The 19,264-nt window shown below is 52.6% G+C and carries 18 protein-coding genes; 8 read left to right on the forward strand and 10 right to left on the reverse strand.

Features of this window, described 5'->3' with window-relative positions; genetic code table 11:
- Positions 1-26: 26 nt before the first annotated feature.
- Positions 27-914 (forward strand): LysR family transcriptional regulator, encoded by an 888-nt coding sequence (locus ACJY2G_RS03585; RefSeq protein ID WP_430319552.1) that lies wholly within the window; start codon positions 27-29, stop codon positions 912-914.
- Here ACJY2G_RS03585 and ACJY2G_RS03590 read toward each other — a convergent pair.
- Positions 897-1,526, reverse strand: coding sequence for a dTMP kinase (locus tag ACJY2G_RS03590; protein ID WP_430319551.1), 630 nt, complete (start codon positions 1,524-1,526; stop codon positions 897-899). The two genes, ACJY2G_RS03585 and ACJY2G_RS03590, sit on opposite strands and share 18 nt — an antisense overlap.
- 229 nt (positions 1,527-1,755) lie before the next feature.
- Here ACJY2G_RS03590 and ACJY2G_RS03595 point away from each other — a divergent pair, with 229 nt between their 5' ends.
- Entirely contained in the window at positions 1,756-2,211 is a 456-nt protein-coding gene (locus tag ACJY2G_RS03595; protein WP_439291267.1) for a GNAT family N-acetyltransferase, read from the forward strand.
- 40 nt (positions 2,212-2,251) lie between these two features.
- Here the strand turns inward: ACJY2G_RS03595 and ACJY2G_RS03600 are convergent, their stop codons facing one another.
- Positions 2,252-3,145, reverse strand: coding sequence for a LysR family transcriptional regulator (locus ACJY2G_RS03600; protein WP_439291269.1), 894 nt, complete (start codon positions 3,143-3,145; stop codon positions 2,252-2,254).
- A gap of 155 nt (positions 3,146-3,300) precedes the next feature.
- Here ACJY2G_RS03600 and ACJY2G_RS03605 point away from each other — a divergent pair, with 155 nt between their 5' ends.
- Positions 3,301-3,696 carry an acyl-CoA thioesterase gene (locus ACJY2G_RS03605; protein WP_112286565.1) on the forward strand — a complete coding sequence of 132 codons (396 nt, stop codon included), beginning with the start codon at positions 3,301-3,303 and terminating at the stop codon, positions 3,694-3,696.
- Between the two features lie 48 nt (positions 3,697-3,744).
- Here the strand turns inward: ACJY2G_RS03605 and ACJY2G_RS03610 are convergent, their stop codons facing one another.
- The 3 genes from ACJY2G_RS03610 to ACJY2G_RS03620 form a co-directional block, all read right to left on the reverse strand.
- Positions 3,745-4,347: a TetR/AcrR family transcriptional regulator gene (locus ACJY2G_RS03610; protein ID WP_112286564.1), complete on the reverse strand. Its 603-nt coding sequence runs from the start codon at positions 4,345-4,347 to the stop codon at positions 3,745-3,747.
- Positions 4,348-4,504: 157 nt separating this feature from the next.
- Entirely contained in the window at positions 4,505-5,185 is a 681-nt protein-coding gene (locus ACJY2G_RS03615; RefSeq protein WP_439291271.1) for a type 1 glutamine amidotransferase domain-containing protein, read from the reverse strand.
- A 286-nt stretch (positions 5,186-5,471) separates the two neighbouring features.
- Positions 5,472-6,131, reverse strand: coding sequence for an SDR family oxidoreductase (locus ACJY2G_RS03620; protein WP_439291273.1), 660 nt, complete (start codon positions 6,129-6,131; stop codon positions 5,472-5,474).
- A 580-nt stretch (positions 6,132-6,711) separates the two neighbouring features.
- Between ACJY2G_RS03620 and umuC the strand changes: the two genes are divergently transcribed.
- Positions 6,712-7,977: a translesion error-prone DNA polymerase V subunit UmuC gene (gene umuC, locus ACJY2G_RS03625; protein WP_439291275.1), complete on the forward strand. Its 1,266-nt coding sequence runs from the start codon at positions 6,712-6,714 to the stop codon at positions 7,975-7,977.
- Between the two features lie 36 nt (positions 7,978-8,013).
- On the opposite strand, the gene ACJY2G_RS03630 is transcribed toward umuC, so the two are convergent.
- Positions 8,014-9,042 carry an alpha/beta hydrolase gene (locus ACJY2G_RS03630; protein ID WP_217173866.1) on the reverse strand — a complete coding sequence of 343 codons (1,029 nt, stop codon included), beginning with the start codon at positions 9,040-9,042 and terminating at the stop codon, positions 8,014-8,016.
- A gap of 68 nt (positions 9,043-9,110) precedes the next feature.
- The gene (locus ACJY2G_RS03635; protein ID WP_439291402.1) at positions 9,111-10,223 is read right to left on the reverse strand and encodes an MFS transporter; all 1,113 of its coding nucleotides are present in this window, start codon (positions 10,221-10,223) and stop codon (positions 9,111-9,113) included.
- Positions 10,224-10,537: 314 nt separating this feature from the next.
- On the opposite strand from ACJY2G_RS03635, the gene ACJY2G_RS03640 reads away from it, so the two are divergent.
- Positions 10,538-11,428 (forward strand): LysR family transcriptional regulator, encoded by an 891-nt coding sequence (locus tag ACJY2G_RS03640; RefSeq protein WP_120162277.1) that lies wholly within the window; start codon positions 10,538-10,540, stop codon positions 11,426-11,428.
- An 80-nt stretch (positions 11,429-11,508) separates the two neighbouring features.
- On the opposite strand, the gene ACJY2G_RS03645 is transcribed toward ACJY2G_RS03640, so the two are convergent.
- Positions 11,509-12,945: a glycoside hydrolase family 1 protein gene (locus ACJY2G_RS03645; RefSeq protein ID WP_439291277.1), complete on the reverse strand. Its 1,437-nt coding sequence runs from the start codon at positions 12,943-12,945 to the stop codon at positions 11,509-11,511.
- 379 nt (positions 12,946-13,324) lie between these two features.
- On the opposite strand from ACJY2G_RS03645, the gene ACJY2G_RS03650 reads away from it, so the two are divergent.
- The 3 genes from ACJY2G_RS03650 to yjiA all read left to right on the forward strand — a co-directional run bounded on the left by ACJY2G_RS03650 (position 13,325) and on the right by yjiA (position 16,769).
- Complete coding sequence (locus tag ACJY2G_RS03650) at positions 13,325-15,478, forward strand: carbon starvation CstA family protein (RefSeq protein WP_439291278.1); 2,154 nt, start codon at positions 13,325-13,327, stop codon at positions 15,476-15,478.
- Between the two features lie 59 nt (positions 15,479-15,537).
- Positions 15,538-15,741 (forward strand): YbdD/YjiX family protein, encoded by a 204-nt coding sequence (locus ACJY2G_RS03655; protein WP_014341854.1) that lies wholly within the window; start codon positions 15,538-15,540, stop codon positions 15,739-15,741.
- 65 nt (positions 15,742-15,806) lie between these two features.
- A complete protein-coding gene (gene yjiA, locus ACJY2G_RS03660; RefSeq protein ID WP_439291280.1) occupies positions 15,807-16,769 on the forward strand; it encodes a GTPase in 963 nt (320 codons plus the stop codon).
- 31 nt (positions 16,770-16,800) lie between these two features.
- Here yjiA and btsR read toward each other — a convergent pair whose 3' ends face one another.
- A complete protein-coding gene (gene btsR, locus ACJY2G_RS03665; RefSeq protein WP_430319544.1) occupies positions 16,801-17,520 on the reverse strand; it encodes a two-component system response regulator BtsR in 720 nt (239 codons plus the stop codon).
- Positions 17,514-19,202, reverse strand: a complete 1,689-nt coding sequence (locus ACJY2G_RS03670) for a sensor histidine kinase (protein WP_112286554.1) — start codon at positions 19,200-19,202, stop codon at positions 17,514-17,516. The genes btsR and ACJY2G_RS03670 overlap by 7 nt, the downstream gene beginning before the upstream one ends.
- Positions 19,203-19,264: the final 62 nt, after the last annotated feature.

Below are 19,264 nucleotides of genomic sequence, written 5' to 3' on the forward strand. Positions count from 1 at the left end.
GTGACGAATCGGGCACGGGAGAGACTATGGATGTGTTAGGGCTGATCAGCAATTTTATCCGCGTAGTGGAACACGGCAGTATCGCCGCGGCAGCACGCGGTAAAGGGATGAGTCCGGCGGCGGTGAGCCAGAGCCTGTCGCGACTTGAGACACATCTGGGCGTACGCCTGATATCGCGCACCACCCGGAGCATGACATTAACCGAAAGTGGTAAACGCTATTTCGAGAAAGTCCGTCATATTCCCCATGATATTGATCTCGCTTCGCAGGCTGCTGCGCTTGAAACCAAACCACAAGGGACGCTGTGCATCGCCACGACTGCCGCCTTTGGCCGGTATGTCATCGCACCACTGATGCCAGCGTTCAAAGCGTCATTTCCCGATATTGATGTCGAACTGATCAGCACCGATCGCAACGTTGACCACCGGCTGGAAGGCATAGACGTCAGTATCCGCATCGAGGCACAACTAAACGATCAACTGATTGCCAGAAAAATCGCCTCTTTGCCGTTTATATTCTGCGCCGCCCCCGCTTATCTGGCGCGCGCAGGCATCCCGCAGACTCCCGAGGAACTGAGCCGGCATGCCTGCCTGGTTTTTCGTTATCCCACCGACGGACGTTTTCTGCCCTGGACATTTAAGATTAACGGGCAACCTGTTAACGCGAAACTCAATCCGCAATTCATCAGCGATGATATTGATATTATTGCCAAAATAGCAGAAAACGGCGGCGGCATTGCGCGCCTTGCAAGCTTTATCGCCCAGCCGTTGATTGATAGCGGACGGCTCACGCCTTTGTTCTGCGACAGCGATGCAGAGTCCCTGCCGATGAATATCTATGCCTGCGTCAACGAACGCTCGGCACTGAATTCAAAAGTCAGAGCCTTTATTGAGTTTTTAGAAGCGGGGATGTAAGAGGCCGGACACCCTGTAGATCTCTGAAATGACCTGCATCGTTGCGTCTTCGATCGTTCCTTCATTGCGGCATAAAACCCAGTCATGATGTGCAACTTCTCGCTCGAACGCCGTGGTACAAGCGACATGATCTTCCAGCTTAGAAATCACCGTACTGCCCAGCCCGCGCGACCGCGACGCGGCCCTTGCCCAGGAAATTTCAGGCGCAGTCACCACCCCGACATGCAGGTCTGGCGTTCTCACCTTTCGTTCAATGTTAAGCTGTAAAATCTCTGCAAAAGGGATCATCCGGCGAAATGCGGCATCCGACGGATACCAGCGATCCATCAGGATAATGCAGTCCGCTGGCTGCTTAGTCAGCACATGTTCAGAAATCCAGGCACGGCTATCAGCAAGGCGCTTACAAACCTCTAATTCCAAATCCAGAGTGGGATTTCGGGCGAACTTGTTAACAAGAGCCATTGTTTCGCCCCTGTATGGATCGCTTTTTTTCTCGCAAAGGCGGACCACCTTCTTGTTGTCTGCCCTTAATACTTTCGTAATGGCCTCCAGCAATGTGGTTTTACCGGCACCCTTGGGCCCATCCAGAGAAACAAACAATTGATGACTCATTCTTCAGATGACGATTGATACACGTTTTTTATAAAGCTTGTCGCTGGCAAAAGCATCTTACTTTCCCTATGTTCCGTCCTGTGTGGGGCAGTTTAAGTGATCGGCCAGAAAAACGGAAAACATCACAGGTGGAGCTGTAGAAATCCGGCATTTAACATCATCAAATAAAACATGAGGAATTTACCTTAAACATCTTCTATTCTGACTAAGAACTTTATGAGGGTATCGAATGATAACAGTAGAGAAATCAGACCCATTTTCGCCAGATTCTTGTTCTTTAATAGAAAAATTGTCAGCGGAACTTGCAGCGATAACGGGTGATAGTGGAAAAAGTAATTTCACAATAGATTCAATGGATGGTGACAGATCGCTTTGGGTGCTGGCACGAAACGAAAAAGGCGATGCAACAGGATGCGGAGCTATCCGACCGTTAACAGAAAATATCGCCGAACTTAAAAGAATGTTCTCAGATGGAAGCGCCCCTGGGGTAGGAAAAGCCTTACTCAATTTTCTCGAAACATCCGCGAAAAACATGGGATATACAGAGATATGGCTTGAAACCCGACACGTTAACCATAAGGCGGTAAATTTTTATAAGAATAATGGATACGTACTCATAGAGAATTACGGACCCTATATCGGCCGGAATGAGGCTGTATGTTTCTCGAAAGTATTGCGGGACTGAACCATAACCTGTGAAGGATAAAATTCGTGCCGCTGACGTATTATCCGTTGTAGCGCAGCATATCAATCATCAGCGCAAAAGCTGGCGGATGTTGTTTTCTGCTCGGGTAGTAAAGGTAATAGCCCGGAAACGACGGACACCACGCATCCAGCACCTGAATCAGTTCACCAGATTTCACCCGGTCCTCAACCATGTCCTCCGGCACACAGGCAAGTCCAAATCCTGACAGCACCGCATCGATTCGTTCTGACAGCAAATTAAACGTCAGTTGCCCTTCCACGCGCACCCGCAGCGGCTTTCCTTCTTTCTCGAATTCCCAGTGGTACAAACCGCCGGCGGTTGGCAGACGCATATTGATGCACTTGTGGTATTGCAGCTCATGCGGAGTTTGCGGAATACCCTTTTCAGCAAAATAGTCCGGCGAACCGACGACCACCATACGGAAATCCGGACCGATGCGGACGGCAATCATATCTTTATCTACGCTCTCGCCCAGACGCACTCCGGCATCGTAGCGACCATCGACGATATCGACGAAACCGTTATCCACATGCAGTTCGACATTGATTTCAGGATATTCTTGTAAAAACGGCTTCAGCTTTGGCCACAACAATTTTCTTGCGGAGTGTTCCCCCGCCGATATGCGGATATTCCCGGAGGTCGGGCCGTTAAGCTGAACAAGTGTTTCCAGCTCCTGCTCGAGATCCGCAAGTCGTGGTTCCAGGCAGGCAATAATCTTCTCGCCGATTTCAGTGGGTGCCACACTTCGGGTGGTGCGGGTCAAAAGGCGGATGTTTAAACGTTCTTCCAGCGCCTTAACGGCATGACTGAGTGCCGACTGCGAAACCCCCAGCTTTCCTGCTGCTTTGGTAAAACTTCGTTCTCTCGCAACGACCAGAAAAATCTGCAGTTCGTTGAAGTTTTCTTTCAGCATGGGTTCTTTCCTATAGTCACGGGCTCCCGCAAAGGGATTTTTTATCCTGATACAAGAGATCTTATATTCTGAAACACGTTGGTTTTTACCAAAAGAACTTACTGTTGTATATATGATGCCCTGTTTAAAAAAATGGACTGGTTACGGAGCAGCAAATGTTTAGTAAGCATTATGAAGTAGATGAAAAACATATCGATTTTCAGGGTGTCGTGGATGGTTTGTATTATCCCTTCTATATGGAATGGACGCGCCATGCCTACATGCGCGAAGCGCTGGGTATTGATATCGAGGCAGAGTTTGCTCAGGGCAACATGTACATGGTGCTGGAGTATTCACTGCGCTTTCGTAAAAGCCTGCAAAAAGGCGATCAGGTTGAAGTAACCTGTGAACTGGCGAGAAATGAGAAACGTAACCGCGTCAACTTCGTTCAGCAGATCAAAGTGGATGGCGTGGTGTTTGCCGAAGCCACTTTTGTGGCAACCTGTCTGACTAACGGGCGCCCTTCGATGCCTGATGCAGTGAAAAACGCGTTAGCACAACTGCCGGAATAATCATTTTCGCAAGCGAATGCCAGTCATTTAATATGGCTGGCATTATTTTCAGATGATGTGAATAATCTTTTGCGTCGTCGCCATCGCGGAATCAAACGGGCTCATGTTGCGGACAATCTTGACCATCACGCTGGCACCCAGCCAGAGCTGATACAAACTTTCCGCCACAGTGCGTGGTGTGTCATCAATCGTCAGAGATCCCTCAGCCACACCCGTTTCTAATGCTTCCGCCAGACGCGAGATAATTCCCGCCGTGCCGGAAAGCAGCGTTAAACGCATGGTATCCGACAGATCTGCAACTTCCGCGCCCAGTTTCACGGCGAGGCATTTGCCCTGACAGTCGGAGAATGACTGAGATTCCCGCCATAGCTGCCAGTAATTCATCAGTCGCTGCGCCATATTAAGGCCGGGCTGGCTCAGCGTTCTGTCGAGGTCGGCCAGATAGTCTTCAAAATAGCGCTCAAGCATTCCCACACCAAAAGCCTCTTTCGAGCCAAAATAGTGATAGAAAGACCCTTTGGGCACGCCCGCGTCTTTGAGGATTTCATTCAGTCCGACAGCAGAAAAACCCTTGCCGGCCATAATACGCTGGCCTGTCGCAAGGATATGCTCGCGGACGTCATTGTTATGGTGTTGAGTTGCAGTAGTCATAGGGCAAATTTACCAGAAACTAGACCAGTCGTCTATGAGCGAATGAAAGGACAACATATTCACGCACGACAATACACCCGCCCACCCCGCAATAACAACAGGTCGACACCTGCTAAGCGGGGCGACATTCATGCCTGCCACCCCGCGTGAGGAACGACTATGCGGCCAGTTGCTTAATCAGCAGTTCAGCCGCTTCAGCAGAAGAGCCCGGGTTTTGACCGGTGATCAGCAGACCGTCGATAACCACATAGGAACCCCAGTCTGGTCCTTTGGAATAGATACCGCCTTTGGCTATCAGTTCGTCTTCCACCAGGAAAGGCACCACGTCAGTCAGCCCTACCGCTTCTTCTTCGGTGTTGGTAAAACCGGTCACTTTTTTACCTTCAACCAGTGGTTTTCCTTCAGAAGTTTTAACATGACGCAGTACACCCGGTGCATGACAGACCAGCGCCACGTGCTTACCGGCCGCCAGAAACGCTTCGATCAGGGCGACAGAATTTTTATCTTCTGCCAGATCCCACAACGGACCGTGACCGCCAGGATAGAAAACGGCGTCGAAATCAGCTTGCGATACGCTGTCGAGACGAACCGTTGAAGCCAGCTGAGCGGTTGCCTGCTCGTCGGCCTCGAAGCGGTGAGTCTGTTCAGTCTGGAAATCAGGCTCATTGCTTTTTGGATCTAACGGCGGGTTGCCACCTTCTGGAGAAGCCAGCGTAATTTCCGCTCCGGCATCTTTAAATGCATAGTAAGGTGCGGCCAGCTCTTCCAGCCAGAAACCTGTTTTACGGCCTGTGTTACCCAGTTTATCGTGTGAGGTGAGAACCATAAGAATCTTCATAATAAATCTCCGGCGTAGTGAATTGTGATTTAAGTAGACCAGTCGTCTAGATATCAGATAAAAAAAACCTGTGAACCCATTACGAAAAGCCTTTGGATCCGGTCTGAACAAAGCAGTGTGATATCGCCCGTTCGCCTTAACCTTGTCGCTACACTAACAACAATTAGACCGGTCGTCTACAGGTAATTTAAAAAACTTTTCATTCAGGCTGCCGGCTCCCCTTTCCGATCCGGCACTCTCCTGACGGGCAAACGTTCTTCTGCCCGCCTGGGAGTGGCAAAAACTTTTAGCGTTTCGCTATCTTTTCTACAGCCTGACGAACCGGCACATCTCCCGCAGTCAGTTCAATGATGACGCGGCTGACATCAGGCTGCTCAATGATTTCAGCAAGCGTGGCTGCCACGTCATCACGGGGGATATCGCCGTAAGGAATGGCGGGTCCGGCCTGAATCAGTCCGGTACCGCTGTCATCCACTAATGTTCCCGGTCTTAAGATCACCCAGTCCAGTTCGCTTTGCGCCAGCGCCACATCGGCTTCTTTTTTGACGCGCATGTAGTTTTCAAACGTATCAGAAATCGTTTTACCGCGCCCTGCTTCCGGGAATGCAGACACCAGCAAAAAGCGCGAAACGCCAGCCTGAGTCGCCGCCGCGACCGCGGTTTTCAGCCCTTCGCCATCGACCGCATTGGTCATTTCCGGTCCGCCTTTGCCACCGGCCCCGGCGGTGAAAACCACCACGTCGCTGCCTTTCATGTACGCTGCCAAAGTAGTGGCATCCAGCTCTGCCAGGTTCCCGCTGACCGGTTCGGCCCCTGCCTGACGTAACGTCTGTTCCTGTTCAGGTTTACGGTAAAGCGCACGAACAGCATGTCCTTTATCTGCAAGCGTCTTTGACAGACGGCGCCCTATATTACCCGCCGCGCCGATAATGAAAATCGTGGTCATTAATGCCTCCTTCTCAAAATATGTGTCGCCATTATTCTTTGCAGCGACACCCGGTAAAAATGGATCGCACAAAATGCAACCACAAAACTAGCCTACCGGTCAACCATTAAGAAATCAGTATGGCAGACAACCCAAACGTCTGCGTTATGGTGCTGAGTTGACCATCGCCGCAAAAGAAACCTGTTACGGCGGTGACGCGAAAGGTTATTCCGACTGGTCTGAAGGAATTCACTGCTGATTTTCAGGCCAGACTTTGCACAGGGTTATCCCCAGATTTTGTGGATAACCCTGTGCGGTTGGGGTAAATACGGGAACACATCTTCACTTCTCACCTTCTTAAATGCCGCGTCGGCAAGGCGGTGGTGTATTTCACCTGACTGAGAGCAAAACTTGAGCGAATGCTGGCGACACCTTCAATCTGGGTAAGACACTCAATGATCAGCAACTGATTTGTATTTCCCGGCTGATTGACGACTCACCCCTTAAGCGTTTTCCATTTCCCGCACTTATGATTATACTGTATACATAACCAGTATTTTATAGGTATGAAGAATGAAACCTTATAAGCGACAACCGAACCATGTTTGCCCTCGTTGATGTGAACTCCTTTTACGCGAGCTGCGAAACCGTGTTCCGGCCAGACCTTCGCGGGCGGCCGGTGATTGTGTTGTCCAACAATGACGGCTGCGTGATTGCCCGCAATGCGCTGGCCAAAAAGGCGCAGATCCCGATGGGCGCGCCTTTTTTTAAGGCACGCGACGCGATCCGCCAGCACAACGTGGCAGTGTTTTCATCCAACTACGCGCTGTATGCCGACATGTCGAACCGCGTGATGGAAACACTCGAACGGCTGGCGCCTGCGGTGGATATCTACTCCATTGATGAGGCCTTTCTGGATATCACTAATATCGAAAACTGCATCTCGTTGCATGATTTCGGTAAACAGGTGCAGAAGACCCTCTGGAAGGAGACGCATCTGGCCGTTGGTGTGGGGATTGCCCCCACCAAAACGCTGGCCAAACTGGCGAACTTTGCGGCGAAAACCTGGAAAGGCACCGGTGGCGTGCTGGATTTATCGCAGACCGTGCGTCAGCGGAAACTGATGGCTCTGGTGCCGGTGGAAGAAGTCTGGGGCGTGGGGCGGCGCATCAGTAAAAAGCTCAATATGCTGGGGATCACCACGGCGTTGCAACTTGCCGACTGCCCTTCGGCGCTGATCCGCAAACATTTCAGTGTGGTGCTGGAGCGTACCGTGCGCGAACTGCGCGGCGAGTCCTGTCTGGCGCTTGAAGAATCGGTGCCGACCAAGCAGCAGATTATCTGTTCGCGCTCTTTCGGCGAACGCATTACGGAGTATCAGGATATGCGCGAAGCCATCTGCAATTATGCCGTACGCGCGGCGGAAAAACTGCGCGGAGAACATCAGTATTGCCGCTACGTGTCAGCGTTTGTGAAAACCAGTCCGCACGACCCGAAAGTCCCCTATTACGGCAATCATGCCGGCATCAAACTGATGACGCCGACACACGACAGCCGCGATATTCTCGCCGCCGCCGTGCGTTGTCTCGATCAGATCTGGAAACCCGGATATCGCTATCAGAAAGGCGGTGTGATGCTGGGTGACTTTTTCAGTCAGGGCATCGCCCAGCTCAATTTGTTTGATGAATATCAGCCGAAGAAAAACAGCGATCAGCTGATGGCTACGCTGGACAAGATCCACAAGGACGGGGTCGGCAAAGTCTGGTTTGCCGGTCAGGGGATCCAGCGCGGCTGGGCGATGAAACGCGAAATGCTGTCACCGGCGTACACGACGCGGTTTAATGAGCTGGTGCGGGCAAAAGTGTAGTCCGGGCAAAGGCCCGGACTGTTAATAATCCGCGGGTTATTTCAGGTTTTCTTTAAAGAACGCGGTCAGTTTCGCAAAAGGGATCAGATCGGTTCGGTCGTAAAGATCAACGTGACCGGCACCCGGAACGATGTACAACTCTTTCGGCTGACCTGCACGTTTATAGGCATCCTCGCTGAATTCTTTTGAATGCGCCTGATCGCCGGTGATAAACAGCATCGGACGCGGTGAAATGGTTTCAATATCGTTGAACGGATAGAAGTTCATGAATTTCACATTGCTGGTCAGCGTCGGGTGCGTGGTCAGCGCCGGTGATGAACCTTTTGGCGTAAACTCGCCGCGCGGAGTGCGATAAAAGTCGTAGAACTCTTTGGCAACAGGGGGAGAGTTCTCGTCAATTTTATGCGGTGTGCCGCTGGTGTATTTCGTTTCGCCACCGGTGAACTCGCTGTAACGTTGCTCTGCTGCCTCGGCAATGATCTGTTTACGCTGCGCAAGGGTTAACGAATTATTGAGCGCGTGACGATTTGCCGACCCCATGTCATACATGCTGACCGTCGCAATCGCTTTCATACGCGGATCAATTTTTGCCGCACTGATAACGAAACTGCCGCTGCCGCAAATCCCCAGTACCCCGATGCGGTTTCTGTCGATGTACGGGCGCGTGCCGAGGTAATCCACAGCAGCGCTGAAATCCTCTGCGTAGATATCCGGCGCGACAGCATTGCGCGGTTTACCTTCGCTTTCGCCCCAGAAAGAGATGTCTATCGCCAGCGTCACAAATCCCTGCTCTGCAAGCTTTTGCGCATACAGATTGGAACTCTGTTCTTTCACCGCCCCCATAGGATGACCAATAACAATGGCCGGATTTTTCGCGCTTTCATTCATGCCTTTTGGCATGAAAAGATTGCCGGTCACATTCATCTGATACTGGTTTTTAAACGTCACCTTTTGCTGAGTCACTTTATCGCTTTTATAAAAGTTATCTGCGCCGTTGGACATATCGGCGGCTGTTGCAGCAAATGAGCTGACAAACAGCCCTAACAACATCGTTAACACTCTCATGGAATTATCCTTAATCAGGTATTGCGGTGAATGGACATCAGTTCGTCCGGTTAAAAATACTTGTGTGATCAATGGTCATTGCGGGAAGTGATAAACGTCAGGCCGGACGCCAGAACCAGCAACGCGGCGCTGACAATAAACGTGCTCTGCCAGCCGATATGGTCAAAGGCAACGCCGCCTAAGGTCGAGCCCAGCGCAATCGACAGTTGCACCACAGCGACCATCAGCCCGCCCCCGGCTTCGGCATTATCAGGGAAAGTGCTTGCCACCCAGGACCACCAGCCGACCGGTGCTGCCGTTGCCACCAGCCCCCATAAAGCCAGCAGAATCATCACGATCCCGGACGAATGGCCAAGAACCATCAGCATGACGGCAATGAAGGCCATCAGCAGCGGGATCACCATGAGCGTGAGATAGAAACGCTTTTTCAGAAACGTGCCGATCAGTAATGTCCCTGCAAAACCCGCGACGCCAATCGCCAGCAAAATGAGGGACAGCATCTCTGCACTGACCCGTGTGACGGTTTCCAGGAACGGGCGGATATAGGTAAACAGGGCGAACTGCCCCATAAAGAAAATCCCGCACGCAGCCATACCCGCCAGCACTAAAGGATTTTTGAATAAACGGAAGACGTTCCCTGCAGAATTTTTCCTGCTTTCCGGTGCCATAGACGGCAGGCTGATCCACTGCCAGACAAAGGCGATCAGCGCGACAGGCACGAGGCACAAAAAGGCACCGCGCCAGCCAATGACGCCCCCCAGATAACTGCCCAGCGGTGCGGCGACCACAGTTGCCAGCGCATTACCGCCGTTGAAAATAGCCAGTGCGCGGGGAACCTGATCCTGCGGAACCAGCCGCATTGCGACAGCGGCCGACATGGACCAGAATCCGCCAATGGCTACGCCGATCAGGGCTCGTCCGATCATGTAAGTCGTATAGCCGGGCGCTAAAGCAATCAGCCCGCCGGAAAAGGCCATCAGAAGCGTCAGCCCTAAAAGCAGCGCCTTGCGGTTGACGTTACCGGCCAGCCGGGAGATCGACAGACTGGTTATCACCGCCAGCCCACCGGAGATGGCAATCCCCTGCCCGGCCAGCCCTTCGCTGACGCCCAAATCGCGGGCAACCGGTGACAGTAAACTCACCGGCATAAACTCGGATGCCACCAGCGCAAATACGCACATCGTTATCGCCCAGACCCCGTTCCAGTGCGCGGCCGGAGTCTGGTTCACAAAATCTTTCTCTGCTGCTGTCGTCACTTGTGATCCTTTTTTCGTTCTGCAGGATGAATTTTTGGCAAGCCGGTGCCGCGTCTTATTCGTGAGAATAAAAACAGTAATTTCATGTGGTTAATCGAATCAGACGAAGGGGTTTTTATCCCGGTTCTTTCGTATTCCGGCTTGCTAAAAATTCTACACGACGGGTATAGTCTTACCAGCTAATAAATTCTTAATGGGGCTATAAGCTCTGCTTATAAATCGAAAGTGAAGAAGGTGCGATGAAACGTAATTTCAATGACCTTATTGCGTTTGTGACTGTAGCCCGCGAAGGCAGTTTCACCCGCGCCGCAGCGCAGCTGGGGGTGACACAACCCGCACTTAGTCAGACCATCACCGCGCTTGAAAATCGCATGGATATCCGGTTACTGACGCGGACCACGCGCAATGTGTCGCCGACGGCAGCAGGCGAGCGTTTATTGCAGGCTATCGGCACCCGTTTTGATGAGATTGAAGCGGAACTGGACATGCTGACAGAGATGCGTGACAAGCCTGCGGGTACGGTGCGTATCACCTGCGGCCCGCACGTTCTCAAAACCATTCTGTTACCGAAATTATCCGCATTGCTGCGCGAATATCCCGAGATAAAACTGGAATTCGATGCCAACCACGGTTTTCGCAACATTGTCGCTGACAGGTTTGACGCGGGTGTGCGGCTGGGTGACACCATAGATAAAGATATGATTGCCATGCCGCTAACCCCTCAGCTGCGCATGGCCGCGGTAGCCTCGCCTGAGTATTTGCGCTCACACCCCATCCCCCTGACTCCGCAAGATTTGCTGCAACATAGCTGCATGAATATGCGGATGGCGACGTCGGGCGGGCTGTATATCTGGGAGTTCGATAATGATGAGGGACCGGTCAACGTGCGTGTTGACGGGCAACTGACGTTTAACACGTCGGCCCACATGGTCGACGCAGCCTTAGCCGGGTTGGGTGTGGCTTTTTTACCCGAGGAGGAGTTTGCTCCCCATATTGAGGAAGGACGTCTGATACGCTTTCTGGAACCTTACTGTCTGCCGTTCCCGGGTTATTACCTCTATTATCCCAGCAGGAAACAACATTCGCCGGCATTTTCACTCGTTATGGAAGCGCTGAAAATCGAGCGTTAATTCATAATCGCCCGTCAATGAACAGACATTAAGAACAGTCCGGGCATCACCCGGACTGTTTCAGGCCTGACGGGAGAATATCAGCTGATATCTTCCCCGTTCGTTCCGATCACTTTCTGATACCAGTGGAACGATTTCTTGCGATACCGGTTACCGGTGCCGGAGATCTTATCGTCGAGGTCGACATAAATCAGACCGTAACGCTTGCTCATCTCACCGGTGGACATACTCACCAGATCGATACAACCCCAAGGGGTGTAGCCCATCAGTTCCACGCCGTCTTCAATCGCTTCCGCCATGGCTTCAATATGCTGACGCAGATAGTTGATACGGTAATCATCGGCAATGTAGTGGTTCTCATCCGGCTTATCGACGGCGCCCAGTCCGTTCTCAACAATGAACAACGGTTTTTCATAGCGATCGTACAGCTGATTAAGGGCAATCCGCAGACCGACCGGGTCGATTTCCCAGCCCCAGTCACTGGCTTCGAGGAACGGATTACGCGCGCCGCCGAGCAGGTTACCTTGTGCTGTAACCGCGTCAGGATTGGTTTTGTTGATGGTCGAAGACATGTAGTAGCTGAAACCAATGTAATCCACCGTATGTTCTTTAATCAGCTCTACATCACCCGGCTGAATATCCAGTTCGACGCCCTGCGATTGCCACAGGCTTTTGGCGTAATACGGATATTTACCGCCCGCCTGCACGTCGGCGCAGTAGAAATTAAACGCCTGAGTCTCTTTCAGGGTTTCCAGCTGATTGACCGGATTACAGTCATAAGCGTAATTGGTGGCAAACAGGATCATGCAACCGATCTGGATTTGCGCGTTGGTTTCGTGGGCAATTTTGACAGCCAGACTGCTGGCGACAAACTGGTTATGCCACGCCTGGAACTTCGCCTGCGCCTCAAGCGCGCCGGTTTGCACCATCAGCCCCTGACTCATGATCGGGAAATGTGCCGCACTGTTGATCTCGTTGAAGGTCATCCAGTACTTCACTTTATGCCCGTAGCGGGTCAGCACCGTGCGGGCAAAACGCTCGAAGTGACCAATCAGTTCGCGGTTTTTCCAGCCGCCAAACGCGGTCGCCAGATGCAGCGGCATCTCATAGTGTGAAATGGTGATCACCGGTTCAATGCCGTGCGCGATACAGGCGTCAATCACCTGATCGTAATGCTTCAGCCCGGCTTCCTCAGGCTCCTGCTCAACGCCGTTCGGGTAGATGCGTGTCCAGGCGATAGAAAAACGGTAACATTTGAATCCCATTTCCGCGAACAGCGCGATATCTTCCTGAAAACGATGATAGTGATCGATGCCTTTATGATTCGGATACGTATGGTTTGCGGGATCAAGGGTAAAATCAAATTCCGGTGAGGAAACGATCTTCAGACGGTCTTTGCCGCCCGGAATGGCATCGACGATGGACAGCCCTTTGCCATCCTGATCGTATGCCCCTTCCACCTGATTGGCCGCCGTTGCCCCGCCCCACATAAAACCTTGCGGAAACTTACCTTTCATAAAAACTCCCTGAATGTGTTGATTGATCCCTCGGATCATTTAGCAAATGAATAATTTACCTGTCAAAACACGACGGTGCCACAAAAGTTACTCTGCTGTCCTGACCTTCTGACAGGATTGCTACGTGACCTAACTCACAGATTTCACGTCCTTAATCGCCCCCCTCAACCGCTCATCCCGCCTGACAACCGCTTATCTCTCTCTGTGACCGCTGACCAACTTTCCCGCCTGTACAACTGCGATTTTGGCACCCTATACGGGCAATAAAAGTGCGCAAGAAAAATACGCAATAAACAGGCCCAGCCTCTCTGAAAGCAGTGCTTAATAAAGAAAACAGAGACGGGCATTTCGTGAGTTTTTTTAAATAACCGGGTTATTTATGAACAAAAAAACCTTCTTCAAACACTTACCGTGGATGCTTGTTGCCCTCCTCGGTGCCTGCTGTCTGGGCGTCGTCGCCCTGCGGCGGGGTGAACACATCAGCGCATTATGGATAGTCGTCGCCTCGGTGTCGGTCTATCTGGTGGCCTATCGCTATTACAGTCTGTATATCGCGCAAAAGGTCATGAAGCTGGATCCTTCCCGTTCCACGCCTGCGGTGATCAACAACGACGGCCTGAACTATGTGCCGACCAACCGCAACGTGCTGTTCGGTCACCACTTTGCCGCCATCGCCGGTGCCGGTCCGTTAGTCGGTCCGGTGCTCGCCGCGCAAATGGGTTATCTGCCGGGCGTGCTGTGGTTGCTGGCCGGTGTGGTTCTGGCCGGTGCGGTGCAGGACTTCATGGTGCTCTTCATCTCTTCACGCCGTAACGGCGCGTCTCTGGGTGAGATGATCAAAGAAGAAATGGGGCCGGTGCCGGGCACTATTGCGCTGTTCGGTTGCTTCCTGATCATGATTATTATTCTGGCGGTGCTGGCGTTAATCGTGGTGAAAGCGCTGGCGGAAAGTCCGTGGGGCGTGTTTACGGTGTGTTCAACGGTGCCGATTGCGCTGTTTATGGGCATCTACATGCGCTTTATCCGGCCAGGACGCGTGGGTGAAATCTCGGTCATTGGCGTTGTCCTGCTGGTCGCGTCAATCTATTTCGGCGGCGTTATCGCCAGCGACCCGTTCTGGGGTCCGGCGCTGACGTTCAAAGACACCACCATCACCTTCACGCTGATTGGTTATGCGTTCGTCTCCGCCCTGCTGCCGGTGTGGCTTATTCTTGCGCCGCGTGATTATCTGGCAACCTTCCTGAAAATCGGCGTTATCGTCGGGCTGGCGATCGGTATCGTGATCCTCAATCCGGAACTGAAAATGCCTGCGCTGACCCAGTACATCGACGGTACAGGTCCGTTGTGGAAAGGCGCATTGTTCCCGTTCCTGTTTATCACCATTGCCTGCGGTGCAGTGTCCGGTTTCCATGCGCTGATTGCCTCCGGCACCACGCCTAAGTTGCTGGCCTGCGAAACCGATGCACGGTTTATCGGTTACGGCGCGATGCTGATGGAATCCTTCGTGGCGGTGATGGCGCTGGTCGCGGCATCCATCATTGAACCGGGTCTGTATTTCGCGATGAATACCCCGCCAGCCGGGCTTGGCATCACCATGCCAAACCTGCACGAACTGGGCGGCGATAATGCACCGATGATTCTGGCGCAGCTGAAAGATGTTACAGCGCACGCGGCAGCAACCGTCAGTTCATGGGGATTTGTGATCTCGCCTGAGCAGATTATGCAAACGGCGAAAGACATCGGTGAGCCGTCAGTGCTGAACCGTGCGGGTGGCGCACCTACGCTTGCCGTAGGTATTGCGCATGTGTTCCACAAGATCATGCCACTGGCGGATATGGGCTTCTGGTATCACTTCGGCATTCTGTTTGAAGCGCTGTTTATCCTGACCGCACTGGATGCGGGTACGCGCTCCGGCCGCTTTATGTTGCAGGATCTGCTGGGTAACTTTGTGCCGTTCCTGAAAAAAACTGACTCCCTGGTCGCCGGGATTATTGGTACCGCAGGCTGCGTCGGGCTGTGGGGTTACCTGCTGTATCAGGGCGTGGTCGATCCGCTGGGCGGCGTGAAAAGTCTGTGGCCGCTGTTTGGGATTTCGAACCAGATGCTGGCTGCCGTTGCGCTGATCCTCGCCACCGTAGTACTGGTGAAAATGAAACGCACGAAGTACATCTGGGTCACCATGGTGCCTGCCATCTGGTTACTGATTTGTACTACCTGGGCGCTGGGTCTGAAACTGTTCAGCACCAATGCGCAGATGGAAGGCTTCTTCTACATGGCCGGTCAGTACAAAGAACGCATTTCTGCTGGCGGCGAGAACCTGACACCGGAACAAATCAGCAATATGCATCATATTGTGATCAACAACTATACCAACGCCGGGCTCAGTATTCTGTTCCTGATTGTGGTGTACAGCATCATTTTCTACGGTATCCGCGCCTGCCTTCAGGCACGTAAAACCGACAAGCGGACCGATAAGGAAACACCTTATGTGCCGGTTCCTGCGGAAGGGATTAAAATCTCCTCCGGGCACTAACCGTTTACCAGAAAGCCCCGCACACGCGGGGCTTTTCCAAATAATTCAGAGGATTACGTATGTTTGACAACTTAGGTGCGGCAAAGAAATACCTCGGTCAGGCCGCGCGTATGCTGGTGGGCATACCGGATTACGACACTTACGTTCTGCATATGCAGACCAACCACCCGGATACCACGCCGATGACCTACGAGGAGTTTTTCCGCGAGCGCCAGCAGGCGCGTTATGGCGGCGACGGGAAAGGCGGAATGCGCTGTTGTTAAGAGGGCGCTTTAGTTGAGAAGTAGCTGAAGTTAAAAAGAGCACCGTAGTTAAGAGGAAAGCGAACATGATACCGATTGCAGTCACAGTATTAACCGGTTTTTTAGGTGCCGGAAAAACCACGCTTTTACGCCAGATTCTGCATACGCAGCAAGAGATAAAAATTGCGGTGATCGAGAATGAATTTGGCGAAATGCCCATCGACAACCAGCTGATTGGCGATCGCGCCACGCGCATCACCACCTTATCCAACGGCTGTATTTGCTGCACCCGTTCGGGCGAGCTGGAAGCGGCGCTGCTGGATTTGCTCGACAGCGTGGATAAAGGCGAAGTGCAGTTTGACCGGCTAATGATTGAATGCACTGGCATGGCCGATCCCGGCCCGATCCTGCAGGCGTTTTTCGCCCATGAAGTCATCTGTGAACGTTATGTCTTAGACGGCGTTATCACGCTGGTGGATGCCGTACATGCCATGTCGCAGCTGGATCAGTTCCCGCTGGCGCAGTCGCAGATTGGTTATGCCGACCGCATCCTGCTGACCAAAACGGATGTATCCGGTGAATGCCCGGAACTGGCAGAACGGCTGCAACGTATTAATGCCCGTGCGCCGGTATATAAAATGGTTCAGGGCGATATCGATCCGGCACTGCTGTTTGATACCCGCGGATTTATGCTCGAAGAAAACGTGGTCGCCGCAAAACCGCTGTTCCATCGCGTCGCGCCACAGCAAAACACGGTTTCCTCCATTGTGGTGGAGCTGGATTATCCGGTGGCGCTGACCGCCATTTCCGCGGTGATGGAAGAACTGCTGGCCAGTTTTGCCGACAACCTGATGCGGTACAAAGGGATGTTGTGGATAGAAGATCAGCCGTGCCGCCTGCTGTTTCAGGGCGTTCAGCGCCTGTACAGCGCCGACTGGGATCGCCCGTGGCAGCCGGATGAAACCCCGCGCAGTGCGTTAGTGTTTATCGGTATGCAATTGCCTGAAACCGAAATCCGCGAAGCTTTTGCCCGGCTGCGACCGGCTTGATTGATCTGATCAAAAGAAAAACCGGCGGGGTTTACAGCCCCACCGTCTCTTTCAGCGATTTGAGATAGCGACGGCTGACCGGCACGACCTGACCATCACGCAGTAACAGCTCCGCCTGATTTTTATCTTCCAGGCGGATTTCCTTCAGATAATCCATATTCACCAGATACTGCCGGTGACAACGTAACAACGGCGTACGGACTTCCAGCGTGCGTAAGGTCAGTTCCGTAAATGTCTCTTTGCCATCCTGTCCGGTGACGTACACCCCGCCGATGCGGCTGCTGACGAATGCCACATCTTCCAGTTGCAACAACCAGATCCGGTTGCTGCTCAGACAGGGGATAAACTTCAGCGGCTGCTGGTATTGCGGTAACTGCGAGACATCCTGCTCCTGAAAACCCAGCCGCAAACGCGCCAGCGTTTTTTGTAAACGCGGCGTCTGGATGGGTTTGAGCAGATAATCAAAGGCGCACTGTTCAAACGCCTGCACCGCATATTCCTCAAAGGCGGTCAGAAAAACGATGTGCGGGCGATGCTGCTGATCGAGCATACCGACCATTTCCAGCCCGCTGATGCGCGGCATCTGAATGTCCAGAAACACCACGTCAGGACGGATTTTGTGGATCATGCCAATCGCTTCAATGGCATTGGTACACTCGCCGACAATTTCAATATCGCTTTCATCCTGAAGCTGTAAGCGCAGATTCTCCAGCGCCAGCGGCTCATCATCGACAATCAGCACTCTTAACATGGCGCGCCCTCCGCTGGCAGACGTAACGTAATACGGGTGAAATCATCCGGTTTACAATTGACGGTAATGCCGAAATCATCGCCAAAACGCGCCCGCAGGCGCTTGTCCACCAGACTCATGCCTAATCCGTCACCGCTTTCTTCCGGCTGATACAAACCGGCGTTATCTTCCACTTCGACGATCACTGTCTGCCCCTCACTGTAAGCACGAATGATGATATTGCCATTGCTCAGCAACTGGGATGTGCCGTGTTTTATGGCGTTTTCCACCAGCGGTTGCAGAGTAAAGGCCGGAAGATGCTGAAAAGACAATGCATCCGGCACCTGTAAATCCACGTTCAGACGCGACGAAAAACGTGCCAGCTCGATTTGCAGATAGGCATTCACATGCTCCAGCTCATCCGCCAGCGTGACAATCTCGGAAGAGCGTTTGAGATTTTTGCGAAAGAACGTTGAGAGATACTGCACCAGTTGCCCGGCTTTATCGCTGTCGTGGCGGATCACCGCCATCAGCGTATTGAGGGCGTTAAACAGGAAGTGCGGATTCACCTGCGCGTGCAGCAGCTTAATTTCAGACTGCGCCAGCAGCGCTTTTTGTTGTTCGAATTTACCGGCAAGGATCTGTGCCGACAGCAGCTGGGCAATGCCTTCGCCCAATGTACGGTTGATGGAACTGAACAGCCGGTTTCGCACTTCGTACAATTTGATGGTGCCGATCACCCGCTGATTCTCGCCGCGCAGCGGGATCACCAGCGTCGAGCCCAGTTTGCAGCTGGGATGCAGCGAACAGCGGTAAGGCATCTCGTTGCCATCGGCGTACACCACTTCGTCGTTCTCGATGGCGCGCCAGGTATAGTCAGAAGCAATAGGTTTGCCGACCAGATGATGGTCGTCGCCGATGCCGGTAAAGGCCAGCAATCGCTCGCGATCGGTTATCGCCACCGCGCCAATATCCAGCTCTTTCAGCAGCACCTGCGCCACTTTCATGCTGTTCTCTTCGTTAAATCCGCGCCGCAAAATACCTTCCGTCGAGGCCGCGACTTTCAGCGCTGTTGCCGAAAACGCCGAGGTGTATTTTTCGAACATCGCCCGCTTATCCAGCAGAATACGCATAAACATGGCGGCACCGAGCGTATTGGTCACCATCATCGGCGCGGCAATACTGCTGACCAGATGGAGTGCATCGGTGAACGGACGGGCAATCAGCAGGATGATCAGCATTTGCACAATTTCGGCCACAAAGGTGACGCCAGCGGCCACCAGCGGATTAAATAACTTATCGATGCGTCCGCGTTTGATTAAAACACTGTGGATCAGGCCGCCTAGTAATCCCTCGGCGATGGTGGAGATCATGCAGCTCAGCGCCGTCATGCCCCCCATCGAATAACGGTGGATGCCGCCGGTCAGGCCGACTAATCCGCCGACCACCGGTCCGCCCAGTAATCCGCCCATCACCGCGCCGATCGCACGGGTATTGGCAATAGAATCCTCGATATGCAGCCCGAAATAGGTGCCCATAATGCAAAAAATCGAAAACGTGATATAGCACAACAGCTTGTGCGGCAGGCGCACCGTGACCTGAACCAGCGGAATAAATAACCGCGTTTTACTCATCAGCCAGGCGATCACCAAAAACACGCACATCTGCTGTAACAGCAGCAACACCAGATTAAACTCGTACATTCCCAAAGTGTCCAAAATCCAACAAGCGGGCAATATATCGTGTTGCGTTAAAATTTACCTTG

Origin of the sequence: Rahnella sp. ATs2 (assembly GCF_051851855.1) — a bacterium.
In the GTDB taxonomy this organism is placed as follows: Bacteria; Pseudomonadota; Gammaproteobacteria; order Enterobacterales; family Enterobacteriaceae; genus Rahnella; species Rahnella variigena.